Annotated in this window: 11 protein-coding genes; 7 read left to right on the top strand and 4 right to left on the bottom strand. The window is 53.9% G+C overall.

Features of this window, described 5'->3' with window-relative positions; all coding sequences use genetic code 11:
• Positions 1-69: 69 nt before the first annotated feature.
• The 4 genes from RBR60_RS11930 to RBR60_RS11915 all read right to left on the bottom strand — a co-directional run bounded on the left by RBR60_RS11930 (position 70) and on the right by RBR60_RS11915 (position 9,124).
• Positions 70-2,076, bottom strand: a complete 2,007-nt coding sequence (locus RBR60_RS11930; RefSeq protein ID WP_320357046.1) for a PAS domain-containing sensor histidine kinase — start codon at positions 2,074-2,076, stop codon at positions 70-72.
• A gap of 131 nt (positions 2,077-2,207) precedes the next feature.
• Entirely contained in the window at positions 2,208-4,235 is a 2,028-nt protein-coding gene (locus RBR60_RS11925; protein ID WP_320357044.1) for a methyl-accepting chemotaxis protein, read from the bottom strand.
• 236 nt (positions 4,236-4,471) lie between these two features.
• Positions 4,472-6,475 carry a methyl-accepting chemotaxis protein gene (locus tag RBR60_RS11920; RefSeq protein ID WP_320357042.1) on the bottom strand — a complete coding sequence of 668 codons (2,004 nt, stop codon included), beginning with the start codon at positions 6,473-6,475 and terminating at the stop codon, positions 4,472-4,474.
• A gap of 237 nt (positions 6,476-6,712) precedes the next feature.
• Positions 6,713-9,124 (bottom strand): PAS domain-containing protein, encoded by a 2,412-nt coding sequence (locus tag RBR60_RS11915; protein ID WP_320357040.1) that lies wholly within the window; start codon positions 9,122-9,124, stop codon positions 6,713-6,715.
• 165 nt (positions 9,125-9,289) lie between these two features.
• Between RBR60_RS11915 and RBR60_RS11910 the strand changes: the two genes are divergently transcribed.
• The 7 genes from RBR60_RS11910 to RBR60_RS11880 form a co-directional block, all read left to right on the top strand.
• Positions 9,290-9,454, top strand: a complete 165-nt coding sequence (locus RBR60_RS11910; RefSeq protein ID WP_320357038.1) for a helix-turn-helix domain-containing protein — start codon at positions 9,290-9,292, stop codon at positions 9,452-9,454.
• A gap of 80 nt (positions 9,455-9,534) precedes the next feature.
• Positions 9,535-9,909: a response regulator gene (locus RBR60_RS11905; RefSeq protein ID WP_320357036.1), complete on the top strand. Its 375-nt coding sequence runs from the start codon at positions 9,535-9,537 to the stop codon at positions 9,907-9,909.
• A gap of 9 nt (positions 9,910-9,918) precedes the next feature.
• A complete protein-coding gene (locus RBR60_RS11900; RefSeq protein WP_320357034.1) occupies positions 9,919-12,798 on the top strand; it encodes a PAS domain-containing protein in 2,880 nt (959 codons plus the stop codon).
• Positions 12,799-12,891: 93 nt separating this feature from the next.
• Complete coding sequence (locus RBR60_RS11895) at positions 12,892-14,913, top strand: methyl-accepting chemotaxis protein (protein ID WP_320357032.1); 2,022 nt, start codon at positions 12,892-12,894, stop codon at positions 14,911-14,913.
• A 29-nt stretch (positions 14,914-14,942) separates the two neighbouring features.
• On the top strand, positions 14,943-15,767 hold the full coding sequence (locus RBR60_RS11890) for a chemotaxis protein CheB (RefSeq protein ID WP_320357030.1): 825 nt from the start codon (positions 14,943-14,945) through the stop codon (positions 15,765-15,767).
• Positions 15,760-16,410, top strand: a complete 651-nt coding sequence (locus RBR60_RS11885) for an IS607 family transposase (protein WP_320357028.1) — start codon at positions 15,760-15,762, stop codon at positions 16,408-16,410. The genes RBR60_RS11890 and RBR60_RS11885 overlap by 8 nt, the downstream gene beginning before the upstream one ends.
• A 3-nt stretch (positions 16,411-16,413) precedes the next feature.
• On the top strand, positions 16,414-17,394 hold a 981-nt coding region (locus RBR60_RS11880; RefSeq protein ID WP_320357026.1), incomplete at its 3' end, for a transposase.

Here is a 17,394-nt window from a genome sequence, read left to right as displayed (position 1 = left end):
GAGCCTTGTTTTTGATACCTTGGGTCAGGGCGCATGCCTTCCTTCCTGGTGAGGGGGATCCGAAGGGCTTCACGAATCAAGAAGGTCTCGGACCTTGAGAGCCAGTTCCTTCAGGGAAAAGGGTTTATGGATGAAGTGTTCGGGTTTTTCCAAAAACCCCTGCTGGGCGATCATGGCCTGGGTATAGCCCGACATGAAAAGGCAGCGGATTGCCGGATACCGCTTGCTGAGAAGCTCCGCCAGCTCCATGCCGTTCATTTCCGGCATGATGACATCTGTGATCATAAGATCAATGGCACCTTCGCAGTTTTCCGCCATGAGCAGGGCTTCTCCGGGCAGGGCGGCGGTGAACACCCGGTATCCCAGACGCTCCAGCATGGTCTTGTTCAGAGCCAGAAGGCCGGGGTCATCTTCCACCAGAAGGAGGGTTTCCTTTCCACCACAGGGATCGCAGCCCGTATCCTTAGGGGGAGGACAGGTGAACCCTTCCTCATGCCTGGGCAGGTAGACCTTGAAACTGCTGCCCAGGTTGGGCTCACTGTACACCCGTATGAGTCCATGGTTTTGTTTCACGATGCCATAAACCGTGGCAAGGCCCAGGCCTGTTCCCTGTTCAGTCCCTTTGGTGGTGAAAAAAGGCTCAAAAATATGGATGAGAATGTCCGGAGTCATGCCGGAGCCATTGTCGCTTACGGTGATCTGCACATAATCGCCGGGTTTCAGTTCCGGGTCTCCTGCACAATGGAGGTGGCCGAGGGAGGTGTTCTGGGTTTCTATGGAAATGATTCCTGTGTTCTGAATGGCGTCCCGTGCGTTGATGCACAGATTGGCAAGGATCTGATCCAGTTGCCCCGCATCCATGCGCACAGGCCAGAGGGAGGAGGCGGGACGCCAGGAAAGTTCAATGTTTTCACCAATGAGCCGTTTGAGCATGCTGAGCATGCCCTCAAGGGAGGCGTTGATATCCAGTAGGCTGGGATTGGTTTTTTCCTTGCGTGCAAAGGTGAGCAGTTGCCGGGTGAGGACTGCGGCGCTCTGTGCGGCGTTGAGAATTTCGAGAAGATCCTGGTGCAGGTCACTGTCCGGCTCTGTCATTTCCAGGGCAAAATCCGCATACCCGGTAATGATGCTGAGCTTGTTGTTGAAATCATGGGCAACCCCGCCAGCAAGGCGGCCGATGGCATTCATTTTTTCGGCCTGAGAGAGCATGTTTTTGAGCTTTTCCCTGTCTTCTTCCGCCTGTTTTCTTCGGGTCACATCGTGAAAAAGGGTGACAAACTGTCCCGGAGCCGGAGAATAGGCGGTGACCTCAAAGAATTTCCCGAGGGCCCGACTGAAGGACTCAAACTGGAGAGGTTCTCCATGGAGGGCAACCCTGGCGTAGCGCGTGATCCATTCGGGCTCTGTTGCGGGCAGGACCTCTCTGACGCGTCTGCCGCGAATGTGCTGGACTTTGAGGCCCGTAAGCCGCTCGAAGGCCGGGTTGGCGTTCAGGAAAACGTAATCCACAGCCCTGCCATGGCCATCCAGCACCATTTCATGCAGGGCAAAGCCATAGGGCATGGAAGCAAAAAGTTTGGCATAATCTTCCTCCACCCTGCGTTGGGCCGTAATGTCCCTTGCCATGCACAAAACGCTTTCTACCTGCCCGCCAGGGCCGTATTCCGGGATGAGCCGCCAGTTGAAAACGCGTTTGCCGTGCATACTCTCATAGGGCGCTTCCCCTTCCCTGGGGTCTCCGGTTTCAAAGACAGCGGTGATGTGCTTCTTCCAGAACCGGCAGACGGCGTCGGGAAAGCCCAGCTCTCTGTGGGTTTTGCCGATGAAGTTCTGGGCCGCCATGGGAACTACGGCCTCAATGGCGCGGTTGATGAAAAGGTGACGGCCCGTAGCATCCAGGCGCATGATGATATCCGGTGCACGTTCAACGATGGCGTGAAGATGGTCCTTATCCTGGCGGACGCGGGTAAGGCTCTCCTCCTTTTGGGCAAGAAGGGTCCGAAGGCGGTGCAGTTCGTCCTGCAGTGCGCGGATTTCAGGCTCGCTGAGGCTTGTGCTGCCATGGGACTCTGTCATGGGAGAAGCTCCCTGGTTGATAAGCTCCGGGAAAGGAGGATCAGGATGCAGATCCATCCTTTCACGGTCCGGAGCCGGGTTGTGAAAGCCGGGCCCTGAAGGCCCGGCGGCTGCCTGATACGCGGGTGTATTTAAAAGCTTGTGAAGTCATCATCATCCATGGGGATGACCTGTCTGGGGTTGATTTCCTTTCCAGGGTTTTTCCTTGGCGGTCTTTGCAGACCCTTTCCCCTGGTGCCAGGGGCGGGAGTATGGGGTCTGGTCTGAATTCTCGGGGGCTCCATTTCGGCGTATTCCCGCGAGGAAAGGGACTGCTGGAGCTGCTTTCGGCTGCGTGCGGCGCGACCTCCCACCATGGCCACCAACTCCTGAACCATGGCTTTCATCTGTTCTGCCTGGGCATTCATCTGTTCCGATGCAGAAGCGGACTCTTCGGCATTGGCGGCATTCTGCTGAATGACCTTGTCCATTTCAGCCGTTGCCTTGTTGATCTGTTCAATGCCCTGGGCCTGTTCCTTGGACGCAGCGGCAATTTCCGCCACCAGCTGGGCCACCTGAACATTGCGGGAAGCCACTTCGCCAAAGGCCTCATTGGTCCGGGTGACGAGGCCGGAGCCCTCCTGCACTTTTTTCACCGTGCCTTCAATGAGGGCTGCGGTGTTTTTGGCGGCTTCCGCAGCGCGCATGGCAAGGTTTCTCACCTCATCGGCCACCACGGCAAAACCTGCCCCCGCTTCACCGGCCCGTGCGGCTTCCACAGCGGCATTGAGGGCGAGGAGATTGGTCTGGAAGGCAATTTCATCAATGGTTTTAATGATTTTGGAGGTTTCTTCACTGGCCTTTGAAATCTCGGACATGGAGTTGGTAAGCTCCTGCATGGATTGGTTGGCCGTTTCCACCACCTGGCGGGTCTGCCCCATGAGGGCATTGGCTTCCCCTGCATTGTCCGCATTCTGCTTGGTCATGGAGGACATTTCTTCCAGGGAGGAGGAGGTTTCTTCGATGGATGCGGCCTGCTCACTGGCCCCTTCCGCAAGGGAGACGCTGGCCGAAGACACCTGGCCCGATGCGGAAGCCACCTGGTCAGCGCCGTCGTTGAGTCCTGCAATGACCCGGCTGAGGTTGGTGTTGATGCTGCGTGTGATGAGAAGACCAAAGACAAGGGCGAGGATGACACCGATAATGGCAGAAACCATCACAAACACCTCGCTGAATACGGCCTGGCGCATGGCGTTCTGACTTTCTGAAGCAGCCAGATCCCGGTTGATCTGGATCACCTGATCCAGAAGGGCCATGGCCTCCCTCTGTCTCTGGGTGGAGATGCCCAGGGCATGCTCCCGCATGGCGCGCAGCATGGACATGGATTCGTCGGCCAGGGCTTCCATGTCTGCGAAGCTGCGGAAAACATGCTCCATGGTGGGAATCATCTCATGCTGGAAAATCTGACGCGCAGTCTCCTGCCGTCCTTCACTGACCATCTGCTTGATGCGGCCTGCGGTTTCGTGAAACCTGCGGTGGGGGGCGTCAAACTCCCGGATGGCTGTGAGAAGGCGCTGGTTCTGGGTCTGAAAGCTCGCAAAAAACCGGCCTGCATTGCAGGCTGTGTGGCTGTCGCCTCCATCAAAACGGAGATCTGGGTTTTCAAGGAGGTCGCGGATCTGATTGACCACCATGTAATGGTCTTTGGTGAATTGTTCAATGAGTCTTGAGAATTCCATGGGATTGGCGATGCCATTGGCGTCGAGGGCCCTGGAAAGTTCAAGAACTTTGTTGTTCTCCTGGACCCAGGCATTCCAGGCGGGCATGAACTGCTGCCAGACTCTTGCTTCTTCCGGTGTTTGGGGCAAAGGTTCATAGATTTTGACAGCCTGTCCGTAGGCAACCCGGGCATTGCTGATATTGTCATACTGCCTTTGGCGTATTTCCATGGCAAGGCCTGGAGTGAGCAGGCTGCGTATGCTGCCCCGGATCTGTTCCCCGTTGTTTTTCATGAGAAGCAGACTGTCCACACTGGGAAGTCGCACAACACTGATTTCCCGCACCGCCTTTTCCCCCACATAGGCTCCGTAAAAGCCCGCAAGGCCCACAAGGAGGGTGATGAGGGCCACACCCAGAAAGGCGGTGATGAGTTTTTTGCCAATGGTCCATGCCTGTTTCATAAAGATGCCCCCTTTGGTTGGAACGCCATGTGATTGTGGAAAAAAAATCTGGTGAAGATTTCGTCATATCCGGGTAAAAAATGCAATATGTAAAAGATGTAAGGACCTTTTCTTTTACCCGGATTTTTCCCCTTGACCGGAAAAGGCATAATTTTTTTTGGATGGAAAAAAGGTCGAAGATCTTGCCTGGCCTGCTCCGGATCCTTTTTGGGGAGCGGAGCAGGCTGGGTCAGACCTTATATTTTAAACTGATTGACCATGTTTTTCAGAGATTCGGAGAGCTTGGAAAGCTCCCTTGCGCTTTCGTTGACCTGGGTGCTGTTATCCCGCATTTCTCCCATGGCATGATTGATGCCCGCAATTTCCTTGGTGACTTCTCCCACCACCTCTGCATTCTGGCTTGCGTTTTCATGGACAAGCTCAATGCCCCTTGAAACCTGGGATACGTTGGAGGCGATCTCCCTGGCTGCGGTGGATTGTTCTTCCACGGCTGCGGCAATGTTGCCCACCACATCGCTCACATCATTGATGACCGTGGTGATCTCGCCCACTTCCTTCACCGTGGTGGCAGTGGTACTCTGGATGTCTCCGATTTTTTCCCGGATATCCTGGGTGGCGTCTGCGGTCTGACGTGCAAGCTCTTTAATCTCATTGGCCACAACGGCAAAGCCTTTGCCTGCCTCACCGGCCCTGGCCGCCTCAATGGTGGCGTTCAAGGCCAGAAGATTGACCTGCTCGGAGATGTCCGTAATGGTTTCAATGACTTTTCCAATGGAATCCGCAGCACGCTTGAGGCTTGCCATGTGATCGGACATTCTGGAGGCTTTCCGCGCCGCTTCATCGGAGGTGGTTCTGGCCTTTCCGGCGTTCTGGGCGATTTCGCTGATGGTGGCGGACATTTCCTCTGAGGCTGTGGCCAGGAGGTTGGTATTGCTGGAAGACTGTTCCAGCGCAGCCGCAGACTGGGCCATGTTGGTGCTCATTTCTTCGGACGCAGCGGCCACGGTGGAGGACCGCTGGGACACATCCTGCACGCCCTTTTTCATCTCATCGGAAATCACAGAAAGCTCAGTGGCGGAAGAAGCCAGGGTCTGCACGCCGGAGCCGATATTCCGGATGATACCCTGGAGCTTTTCCACAAACACGTTGAACCAGGAGGCCAGCTCTCCCACCTCATCCCGGGTATTGACCCGCAGACGCATGGTGAGGTCGCCCTCGCCCTGGGCAATGTCTTTTAAGCCCGCCACTGCCGCATTGATGGGGGTGACAATGGACTTCACCATGAAGAAGACCACAAGGCCCACAATGGCAAGGGAGATGACAATCACAAGGATGAGGCCGTTGCGCACATCCCTGGAGCTTTCCAGAAACTCCACATGATCCTGGGTGGCGGAGACCAGCCAGCCTGTGGTTTTCACAGGGGCAAAGCCTGCCATTTTACGCACGCCCCGGAAGACATACTCCTCAGATCCGCTTTTGCCGGCCAGCATTTCCCTTGCAATGTGATGCATTTCCGGAATCTGGTTGATGTCGGTTTTAAGAACATTGTCTGTCACAGGATGGGCCAGGACCACGCCCTTTTCATTGAGCATATAGCCATAACCCGTGCGGCCGATCTTGCGGTTGGCGATGATGGTTGTGAGGTATTCCGCCTTAATCACCGTGGCAAAGACGCCGAGAAATTCTCCTCTGGACGAAAGGTAGGGCGCATTGATGGGTAAAACCAGCTCCCCTGTGGCCCTGGAGCGCAGGACATTGCCGATCACGGTTTTCTTTGTGGCGAGAGCCCGTTTGAATTCATCATTGCCTGCAATGTTATGTCCGATGTATTCGCTGCCGTTTTCAAGGATACCTGTGACGAGCTGGCCCTTGGCGTCCGCCACAAAAACGCCCTGGTAATTGTTCCCGAGTCTGGGGAACTGAATTTTAAGGTTTTCAAATACCACAAGGGCTTCGGGTCTTGCGGCCTCAAAGCCTTTGGCATGGACGGCCTCAAGGAGTGCGCGGGTGGTGTCGTCCTGGGCAAAGACTTCCGCAAGCCTCACTTCGGCCAGAAGGAGATTGTCCACAAGGGTGGCAAGATCCCTTGCAACGCCTAAGGTGTTTTCCGAGGCATTCTGGGTGAGGGCTTTGCTGGAGCGATTCATGGCAATGAAGCCTACGGCCAGAAGGGGCAGCAGCACCGAAAGCAGGCTGATGGTGAGCAGCCGGAAGCCAATGGAACGGACATTGAGATTCATGGGCCTGAACTCCTTTAAAATTGTGGGGATAAGGGAGGGTGCTCCTTTGGGTGTATGCAGAAAAGAGTAGGCGATCTTTGAAAGAAAGTCCAATATGTTTGTCTCACGATGACTGAATCTGCCCACATCTTATGGCAAGGGAGCCTGCCTTTTTGGGTAATTTTTTTTTTCTCCATGTATCAAAGCCGCTGAGGATTTTCGGAGAATATCTTAATAAGGGGCGTATCCTTTTACTTTTCAGGACCACAGCCATGCGGCCAGTGTTTCTGAAAGTGTCTGGGGGTCAAGGGGTTTGGGGAGGTAGGCGTTCATGCCCGCAGCCAGGCAGCCTTCCTCGTCTTTTTTGCTGGCATGGGCTGTCATGGCGATGATGGGAATGTGGCAGAGGGGCAGAGGCGCTTTGCGGATCTGGCGGGTGGTTTCCAGGCCATCCATCTGAGGCATTTCCACATCCATGAGGATGAGATCCCAGGTGTTTTCATTGAGAGCCCGGAGAACCTCCTCTCCGTTCTGGACCATTTGGGGTTCAAACCCGAATTTTTTTAAAAGGCCAAGGACGACCACCTGATTTGTGGGATTGTCTTCTGCCACGAGAATGCGCTTTTTTTTCGGATTCTGCAAGGGGGCATAGGAGAAAAGGGGCTTAGGGACAAGGGTATCCGGGAAAGCCTCCGCCTCCTGCATGGGCAGGGTGAACCAGAAGGTGGCTCCCTGGTTTCCATGGCTTTTGAAACCGATATGGCCCTGCATGAGGCCCACCAGTTCCTTGCAGATGGAAAGTCCAAGGCCCGTGCCTCCGTATTGTCGGGTGATGGAGCCGTCCACCTGGCTGAAGGGCTGAAACAGCCGATGCTGTTTATCTTCGGGAATGCCGATGCCCGTATCCTTTACGGAAAAACGGAGCCATTCCCTGGGGGATCTCGGGTGTATGATCCGTTCCAGGGAAAGGAAGATCGCGCCCTTTGACGTGAACTTGATGGCATTGCCCACAAGATTTTCCAGAACCTGCCTGATTTTGGGATGGTCCATCCGAAGAAAATCGGGAATCCCTGGATCTTTGTGCGCAACAAAGATCAGTCCCTTTTTTTCAGCCTGTAATTTCAGAAACGGGATGAGATCCTCCCAGAAAGAGGAAAGTTTGAAGTTTTCCGCTTCCTCCTGAAGCTTTCCAGCCTCAATCCGGGCAAAATCCAGGATATTGTTCAGGATGGTGAGAAGGGCATGACAGCTTTCCCGTATCAGACGGGCGTAGCTGTGCTGTTCTTCGTCCAGTTCCGTGAAAAGTAAAAGCTCGGCCATGCCGAGGATGCCGTTCATGGGTGTTCGGATTTCATGGCTCATATTGGCAAGAAAGGCGCTTTTGGCCACACTGGCGGATTCCGCCGCACTTTTGGCATAGCGCAGGGCGTTTTCCATGGCCTTCATCTGGGTGATTTCCGTACTCAGGGTGGCCACACCCAGGCAGGTATGGTTCATGGGGTTGTATACGGGAAATTTCTTGGAAAGAAAGGTGCGGACTTCCCCCGCCTTTCCTGGCAGGGTTTCTTCCGCTGTAAGGACTTCTCCTCTGGAAAGAAACAGGGCCTTGCGGTCGTTTTCCATATAGTGGCGGATTTCCTGGGGGGTGGCGATGCCGTGAAACAGGGCTTCATCGGTTTTTCCTGCGAGATCCCCCGCCTCTTTGTGGCCTGTGAGGTTCAGATAGGCCCGGTTGACGTGGAGATAGCCCAGTTCAGGGTCTTTCAGTACGGCGATGGTGTCGCTGTGTTCCAGGATGGCGGCAAGATATCCCGCCTTTTCTTCGGCTTTTTTGCGGGCTGTGATGTCCGAGAGGGTGATGAGAATGTTCTTTTCGCCGTTAATGATGAGAGGTGCGCCTCCCACAATGAAGAAAAAATGTTTTTGTATGTTGTCCATGAAAAGGGTCTGCACGCTTTCCACCTCAGAAACCCTTTGTTCTGTTTCGGTCACCGTGTCCAGTACGGCGCGGATGCGACAATGGGAACAATTTTCTCTGTTGCGGCAGCCCTGTACGGCGTGGGTGCAGGCCAGGATATCGCCGGGCTGGTGTTTTTTTTCAGGGCACAGGGGAAAAGATCCAACGATTTGGGAGAATGCAGGATTGATGCGCCTGACATGGCCCTGGCTGTCCACAAGCATCATGCCCACAGGCGCTGCGTCAAAAATGGCCTGGAGATTGTCCTTTTCCTGAAGAATTTCATGATGTTCTTTGCGAAGAAGATTCTGGGCATGCCTGCGGTCTGTGATGTCCAGTCCCTGGGATACAATGCCCGTGGTCTGTCCCTCGAGGTTTTTCTGGGGAAAATAGCGCATCTCCATCCAGCGGGGTCCAAGGGCGGGAAAGAAGGTTTCAACCTCATAGCTCACCTCCTCGCCTTCCAGGCAGCGGTCCAGGCGGAAACGGATTTCCCTCTCAAAGAGATCCTTGCCCAATAACTCTTCCACGCTGCGGCCTGTGATGGATTCGGGAGGAAGGTTAAAGAGCCGGGCATAGGCAAGGTTGACGGCTTTATATCTGTAATCTCTGCCCACAAAGGAAATGGGATGGGGAAGGGTGTCCACGAGAAAGCGGAAGGGAAAATCCTCTTTTTCATGGAGCCTGGAACCGGGAGTTGGGCATGTGCTCATGGCGTCAAGGCCTCTTGGATAAAAAACACTCTGGTCTTTATTTTTTTTAAAAAAACCAGACTTTTGTAAAAGTAATGGAAGCTTTTAACATATTTGACGTTTGGGGTAAAGTCTTCTATGGTGGGGACATTTTGGAACACCCTTTTAAGGAGCTGTTGTTTTTTTATGGTCCGGGAAAGAAAGGTGGATTTTTTCATGCAGGCATCCAAGAAATTTTACAGCATTCCGGAAGCTGCGACCCTTTGCGGTGTGAGTCGGACAACTTTGTGGAACTGGGTGAAGTCCGGCCATGTGAAAGCCCTTGTGACACCGGGGGGCATCATCGTCTGACCCCTGAAACCGTGGCCCACCTCCTGAGCGGGGAAGACAGGACGGAAAAAAGGGCTCAGGTCTGCCGGAAGGTACTCCTTGTGGATGATGACGAGGGTATGATCCGGTTTCTGCATACCCGGTTTTTTCGCCTGGGCATCCATGTGGAAAGCGCTTCCAATGGATTTGAAGCAGGAGTGAAGGTGAAGGAATGCATGCCTGATCTTGTGATTCTGGATCTTTTCATGGACGGGATGGATGGCTTTGAGGTATGCCGTTTTTTAAAAAGAAAAAAAGACCTGAGCGCTTTGAAGATCATCGCCATGACCGGCTTTGACGCTCCGGAGGTGAAAGAGCGTATTCTTGGCGCCGGAGCGGATGCCTATGTTTCCAAATCCGAAGACATGCGGGTGCTGATGGAAAAAGCGCTGGAGCTTTTGGGGGCATCAGAGAAAATCATGTCCATGACATCGTAAGGAAAAACCATGATGGATGCGGGTACTGTTTTTCTGAAAAGTCCAATTCTTATGTGGGGATTTTCAGCCTTTGTTTTATGGGTATCCGTAATCTTCATTTTGTACCAGAGACGACGGATTCAGGAAAAAGAAGAACTTTTTAATGCCCTCTGGCAGGTCACGTCTGATATTTTTGTCTTAAAAGATCTTCATTCCCGCTACCTTGATACCACGCCGAATTTTTTTACCCGCCTTGGCATTCCCGCTGTGGATCCCGTTGGAAAGACGGATGCGGATTTTTTTGATGCACAGAGGGCCCGCGCTTTTCGTGCGGAGGATGAGGAGGTTATCCGATCCGGAAACAGTCGAATGTATGAGCGAAGTTTCAGAGGTCCCCATGGAAGGGTTTGGTTTGAAACGCTGAAAACCCCTGTAAAGGACAAAAAGGGGCATATCCGGGGTATTCTGTGCGTGGCTCGGGATGTGACATCTGAAAAAAGAATGGAACGGCTTTTAGAGGCTCGGATGCGCATCAGTGACCGGGCCTTTTGCACGGAATTGCCGGAGCTTTTTCAGGACGTGCTCCAGGAAGCTGAAAACCTTACGGAAAGCAGCCTTGCGTTTTTCCATTTTGTGGAAGGAAATAAGATTCGGCTTTGCGCCTGGTCGGAAAATGCAAGAACCCTGTGCCGGGTTTCTGGCCATGACACAGTATGTGACATTGAAGATACCGGAATATGGACGGATTGCATCCGGAAAGGGCGTGCGGTTATTCACAATGAGTTTAATGCGACCCCAGGGCGCAGGGGGATGCCTCCGGGGCATCCGGAGATTGTGCGGGAACTGGTGGTTCCGGTGATGGCGGGAGAAAGGGTGGTTGCCGTCCTTGGGGTGGGCAACAGACCCTTTGCCTATGAAGACCGGGATGCAGAAATCATTCAGGCCCTGGGAGACATGACCTGGGATATCGTTCTTCGTCAGCGGACACGGGAAAAATGGCGGGAAACCCGGCGGATTCTGGACAATCTTTTTCAGTATTTTCCCGGCATGGTTTTCCGTGCCCATGGGGGGGCGTTCCGTACCCTGGCAGCGGCCAGTGAGGGGTGTCTGAGGCTGACGGGGTATGCGCCGGAAGCCCTGGTAAACAACCGCGCGCTTGCCTATGGCGATCTCATCCACCCGGAGGATCTGGAATCCTGGGCCAGGGTCACAGAAAGGGTGTTTTGCAGCGGGCAGGCCTATGAGCATATTTACAGAATTCGTCATAAGAATGGAGAGTGGCGCTGGGTCTGGGAGCGGGGCATCGGTGTTGTAGCCCCAGGGCATGGAGAATCCTTCATTGAGGGCTTTATCACGGATATCACCGAATCCCGGCATATGCAGGAGAAACTTAAGGAGCAGACCCATGTTTTTGCCGCTATCTTTGAGGGAATTTCCGATATGCTGGTGGTTCTGAAACCGGATTACCGGGTGATGGCCTTAAACCGTGTGGGGTGTGAGTGGTTGAAGCGGGAGTTTAAAGAAGTTGTGGGTCGCCGTTGCTTTGAGGTGTTGGGCAGGGAGGGCGTCTGTGCGGACTGCGCGGTGCAAAAGGCCCTGGAAAGCGGGGAAAGTCAGAGCGTGGACCGTTATGACCCGGATCTGGACCGATGGCTGCGGGTGAATGCCTTTCCCATCCGCGATGAAACAGGAGAGATTACGAGCATTCTGGAGCATGTACAGGACATCACAAAGATTGTGATCCAGGAAGCGCGATTGGCCCAGGCGCAGAAGATGGAGGCCATCGGCGCCCTTGCAGGGGGCATTGCCCATGATTTCAACAACCTGATTTTTCCTCTCATGGGTTATGCGGATATGCTGAGGGAAGAGTTGCCCCAGGATAGTCTTTTCCAGGAATACGTGGAGGAAATTCTCACCGCAGCCCGAAGGGGAAGGGAGCTTGTCCGGCAGATTTTAGCCTTCAGCCGTCAGACGACGCGGGAGAAGAGCCTTGTCTATCTCCAGCATCTTCTCAAGGAAATCCGGATGTTGCTCCGGGCGGCCCTGCCCAGCACCATTGAGCTTCGTTTTGTGGTGGATGAACAATGTCCGGGTGTGATGGCGGACGTGTCGCAGATGCACCAGCTTGTGATGAACCTTGTGACCAATGGGTTCCAGAGTATGGAAAAAAAGGGCGGTGTGCTGGAAGTGACCCTGGGGCGTTGGCAGCCTTCTTGCAAAGGGCGCAGGCCTGGGGGCCATGGAGCCTGGGTTATGCTTCGGGTTTCGGATACGGGGGAAGGGATTCCGCCTGAGGTTCTTGATAAGATTTTTGATCCTTATTTCACGACAAAGGAAAGGGGGAAGGGAACGGGGCTTGGTCTTGCCCTGGTACACAGCATTGTTGAGGCCCACGGAGGAAGCATTGATGTAAAAAGCAGGCCAGGCGAAGGTGCGGTTTTTGAGATAGGCCTGCCCGCCATGGAAAGCGGGGAGACCTCTTCTGGGCCTGAAAAGGCGCTCCCAGAAGAAGTGAAAAAAGGAAAAAATGAGCGCATCCTGATTGTGGATGATGAAAGGGTTTTGGCGCAGATGATGGCGGCAATACTGGAAAAGCAAGGATATCGGGTTTTGTACTCCAGCAGTGCGGCTGAAGCCCTGGATCTTTTTCGCAAAGATCCTGATTTCTTTCACCTTGTGTTGACGGATCTGACCATGCCGGAGATGACGGGTGTTGTTTTCTGTCGTAAAATCAAGGAAATCCGTATGAATATCCCGGTAATTCTGTGTACGGGTCTGGGGGATGCCCTGGATAGGGAGGCATTGAAGGCCGAAGGGTTTTCCGACCTTCTGGTAAAACCCCTGCGTGTGTCCGAGCTTGTGTCCCGTGTTCGGGATGTCTTAGATTATGATACAGTATCCCATGCATGAGCCACTGGCTTCCCATTGGAATGGCGGCATGCTAAGGGAGGTAGGGTGTTTTTTTAACAGGGCTGGTACACCTTCAGATAAGGAGAAAAAACGATGGGTCTGAAAGGCCTGACTGTTGCAAAAAAGATTACCCTTGTGGGGCTTGTTCCCCTCTGTTTCCTCCTTTTGAATGTGGGAATGGATATCCGGGACGGGGTACGGGAAATGCGTGTCATGGAGGCCATGGCAAAAAATGTGCGCATGCAGACAGTGACTTCAGAGCTCATTGGGCATCTGCAGCGGGAAAGGGGACGCACCGCGCTTTTTCTGACAGGAGGCAGCGTATTTGAAGATGTGCGGAGCTTGAGGCGTGAGACGGATGCGCTTGTGCCTGTGTGGGAGCAGGTTCGCGCTCAGGTTGTGGTCGGGAACGCAATGGCCCTGGATCAGACGGCGGGCATGCAAAGTCGTCTTCAGCAGATCCGCAGACGCTACGAAAATCAGACGCCTGCCCTTCAGGCCCAGCAGATCAGGGAATATACGCAGCTGATTGAAAGTCTGATCGATCTTCAGTCCGCAGCTGCCAATGCCAAGACCATCAGGGAATTTGGTAAGGTGATGACCAGTGTGCTTCTTCTGGAAACATCCCGTGAGAATGCAGGCCTGCTCCGGGCCAATGTGAGCAGCCTCATTGCCCGGCAAAGTCCCCTTTCCGAAGAGGAGTTTTCCTCCATCATCCGTCTGAAGGCGGCAACGGATGCAGGGTTGGATTCTCCGGCTCTGGTCCTTTCAGACGAGGCCTTTTCCATGCTGAAAAGGATGCAGGGTAGTCCGGCCTGGGCGGAAACGGACCGCATTTTCAACCGAGTGCTGGGGCATGCCCGTACGGGGGATTTTGGAGTGACCGGAGAGGCTTTCTGGGATCCTGTTTCCCGCAAGGTGGATGACATCGCCCAATTGATGGAAATGAGCCTTTCCGGGATGAATGCCCATCTGGATGAGGCCATGGGAGACGTGAAACGTACGACCTATGGCAGCATGGTTTTTTCCGTCCTGATTCTTATCATCACAAGTACTTTTGTGTTGTGGACGGCAAGGGATATCATCCGCAGAATACGGAAGGTGACAGAATCCATGGACGAAATCGCAAAGGGAGAAGGCGATCTCACCAAGCGGCTGCAGTTTCAAGGTCAGGATGAACTGGCCGTACTGGCCAGGGCTTTTAATGGTTTTACGGAAAATATGCAGCGCATGATCCGGGAGATTGCCGACAGCGCCAAAAGCCTTAGGGCTTCCACCACAGAACTTTCCGCCATTGCCCATCAGACGGCCATAGGCGCTGAAGATTCAAGCGTCCGTTCCCAGAGTGTGGCTGCGGCTGCGGAAGAAATGAATGTATCCGCCCACGCCATGGCGGAGAGTATGGAAAGGGCCAGCCTGAATCTCAGTTCCGTGGCATCCGCCATGGAAGAGATGAGCGCAACCATTGCAGAAATTTCCGAGAGCACGACCATGGCGAATGCGCGTACGGAAAAAGCCGCGCAGGAGGCCGAAGGCTTTGCACAAATTATGCGGGAACTGGGACTTGCCGCCATCGAGATCGGAAAGGTAACGGAAACTATCAACGGCATTTCAGAGCAGACCAATCTCCTTGCGCTGAACGCCACCATCGAAGCGGCCAGGGCGGGAGAAGCGGGTAAGGGTTTTGCCGTTGTGGCCAACGAAATCAAAGAACTGGCCAGGCAGACGGCCCATGCCACCAGTGATATCCGGGATCGCATTGCAGGTATGCAGGCTGCTTCGGAAAAGGCGGAAACGGACATGGGCGGGATTGTGGAAGCCATCCACCATGTCAATCAGATTGTGGGTGCCATTGCTGCGGCGATTGAGCAGCAGTCTTCTGCCATCCGGGAGGTTTCCTCCAATGTGTCCAGCGCCTCGGTTTCCGTTGGGGACGCCAACACGCAAAGTCGAGAAATGAGCGGCATATCGGGCGAAATCGCCCAGGAAATTGCTTCGGTCAGTGCGGCTGCGGTGCAGATCCGAAATGCGAGCAGCCAGGTCTTGCAGACCACAGGAGAACAATCCCGAATTGCAGATGTGATTCACGGGCAGGTGGGGCGGTTTATTGTATAGGAGTCCCCCCTTTTTTAAGGAGACTTTTGATGTCGGATCTATCCCATCCAAAAACACCACTTTCCGATCTTCCCGCCCTGTATGTGGCCATTGGTGCTTCCGCAGGGGGGCTTGAAGCCATAGAAGCGTTTTTTTCCGGCATGGTTCCGGACAGCGGGCTGGCCTTTATCGTCATCCAGCATCTTTCTCCGGATTACAAAAGTCTGATGGTGGAAATTCTTTCCAAAAAAACGGCCATGCATGTGCTGCGGGCGGAAGACGGCATGCGGGTGGAGGCGAACACGGTCTATCTCATTCCTCCGAAGAAGAATCTCACCATTTTTCACGGTGAGCTTTTTCTGAGTGACCAGGCCCAGATCAAGGGCCTGATCAATCTGCCCATTGATGTGTTTTTGCGCTCTCTTGCCGAGGATCAGGAAGAAAAGGCCGTGGCCGTGATTCTGTCCGGATCGGGCAGCGACGGAATGCGCGGGGTGCGCACCATCAAGGAATACGGCGGCATGGTCATGGTTCAGAAGGAGGATACGGCCCGTTTTGACAGCATGCCTCGCGCGGCCCTTTCCACAGGGCTTGCGGATTTTGTTCTTCCGCCCGATGAAATGCCTGAGCGTCTCCTGGCCTATGTCAAACATCCCTATGTTTCCAAAGTCGAGCGCATGGAAGGCGATACCAATGATGCGGATGCCCTGCCGCGCATTTTTTCCCTGCTGCGGGACAGGTTCAAGGTGGATTTTACTCACTACAAACCCAGCATCGTACTCCGGCGGATAGAGCGTCGCCTTTCCATCAACCGGGTTATTAACTGTCCACTTGACATCTTATTAAATCTTATCTATTCATATCACTATGAATAGACTTGTGCCCATCGGCAAAGCCGCAGAAGTTTTAGGTGTATCCATCCCCACTCTGAGAAGGTGGGAAGCTGAAGGCCGCATATCGCCAGAGAGAACCAGTTCCGGGCATCGGCGCTATGATCTTGCGGCCTTGAAGCCTGAACTTTTTCATGCCCCGTCGGACACCCGCCGCACCCTTGCGTATGCCCGTGTGTCCAGTCATGACGAAAAGGAGGATCTTGAAAGGCAGAAGCAGGTTCTTGAAATGTACTGCGCCCGTCAGGGCTGGGCTTTCGAGATTCTTTCCGACCTTGGCTCCGGCATGAACTACCAGAAAAAGGGTCTGAAAAAGCTCATCGAGGTCATCCTTGAAGGCAGCGTGGGTCGCTTGGTTCTCACCCACAAAGACCGTCTGCTCCGCTTTGGCGCAGAACTGATTTTTGCCATCTGCGAAGCCAAAGAGGTGGAGGTGGTTATTCTCAACCAGGGTTCGCGGAGCGACGCCAGCCCTGCGCAGCAGGGTGAAGATGCGGATACAAGTTTTGAAGAAGATCTTGCCAGGGATGTTCTGGAAATCATCACCGTTTTTTCCGCAAGGCTCTATGGCTGCAGATCCCGGAAGAACAAAAAACTTCTCGAAAACCTGAAAAAGGCTGTGGAGTAAGCCATGCTCATTGCCCATAAGATTGCCCTTGATCCCAACAATGTCCAGGAAAACTACTTTGCCCGTGCTGCGGGTACGGCCCGTTTTGCCTACAACTGGGCTTTGGATCAGTGGAGCAAACAGTATGCGGCATGGAAAGAAGACCCAAGCCTTCCCAAACCCTCCCAGATGTCCCTGCGCCGGGACTTGAACGCTATCAAGCATACGGATTTCCCATGGATGAAGGAAGTCACCAAATGTGCTCCGCAGATGGCCATTATCCAGCTTGGCGAAGCGTTTAAAAACTTCTTTGCGGGTCGTACCCAATATCCGACTTTCCGCAAAAAGGGCGTGAACGACCGCTTCAGCATCACCAACGATCAGTTCACCGTTCAAGGAAAAAAGATCCGCATTCCGCTTCTTGGCTGGGTGAGAATGCGGGAAAAACTCCGCTTCACCGGAAAAATCATGTCCGCCACCGTCTCCCGTGTGGCGGACAGGTGGTTTGTCAGCATCACCGTGGATATTTCTAAGCCCGATCACCTTCCCGCCGCCGAAAACCAAGGCGCTGTGGGTGTTGATCTTGGCGTATCCGCACTGGCAAGCCTTTCCACGGGAGAAAAGATTGAAGGCCCCAAGGCTCACACCGCCCTTCTGAAACGTCTGCAACGCTTTTCAAAGTCTTTGAGCAAAAAAGAAAAAGGCTCTGCAAACCGCAACAAGGCCAGAAGAAAGCTTAGCCGTATCCATGCCAGAATCCGCAATATCCGCAACGATGCCCTGCACAAGCTTACCTCTTCCCTCACCCGCAGGTTCGATACCCTTGGGGTGGAGGATCTGAATGTGAAGGGCATGATGAAAAACCACAAGCTGGCGCGTTCCATCAGCGACATGAGTTTTTTCGAGTTCCGCCGCCAGATCACCTACAAGGCGGAAATGCGGGGCGGTCTTGTGAAGGTTGCGGATCGATGGTTTGCCAGCAGCAAAACCTGTTCCGGCTGCGGT

Origin of the sequence: Desulfobotulus sp. (assembly GCF_034006065.1) — a bacterium.
GTDB lineage: Bacteria > Desulfobacterota > Desulfobacteria > Desulfobacterales > ASO4-4 > Desulfobotulus.
This window is presented reverse-complemented; position numbering and strand designations above follow the sequence as displayed.

Excerpts from the sequence above, each read along its gene's own strand:
- RBR60_RS11900 (WP_320357034.1), top strand. The coding sequence starts at position 9,919 with ATGATGGATGCGGGTACTGTTTTTCTGAAAAGTCCAATTCTTATGTGG.
- RBR60_RS11885 (WP_320357028.1), top strand. The coding sequence starts at position 15,760 with ATGAATAGACTTGTGCCCATCGGCAAAGCCGCAGAAGTTTTAGGTGTA.
- RBR60_RS11895 (WP_320357032.1), top strand. The coding sequence starts at position 12,892 with ATGGGTCTGAAAGGCCTGACTGTTGCAAAAAAGATTACCCTTGTGGGG.
- RBR60_RS11925 (WP_320357044.1), bottom strand. The coding sequence starts at position 4,235 with ATGAAACAGGCATGGACCATTGGCAAAAAACTCATCACCGCCTTTCTG.
- RBR60_RS11930 (WP_320357046.1), bottom strand. The coding sequence starts at position 2,076 with ATGACAGAGTCCCATGGCAGCACAAGCCTCAGCGAGCCTGAAATCCGC.
- RBR60_RS11920 (WP_320357042.1), bottom strand. The coding sequence starts at position 6,475 with ATGAATCTCAATGTCCGTTCCATTGGCTTCCGGCTGCTCACCATCAGC.
- RBR60_RS11915 (WP_320357040.1), bottom strand. The coding sequence starts at position 9,124 with ATGAGCACATGCCCAACTCCCGGTTCCAGGCTCCATGAAAAAGAGGAT.
- RBR60_RS11910 (WP_320357038.1), top strand. The coding sequence starts at position 9,290 with ATGGTCCGGGAAAGAAAGGTGGATTTTTTCATGCAGGCATCCAAGAAA.
- RBR60_RS11890 (WP_320357030.1), top strand. The coding sequence starts at position 14,943 with ATGTCGGATCTATCCCATCCAAAAACACCACTTTCCGATCTTCCCGCC.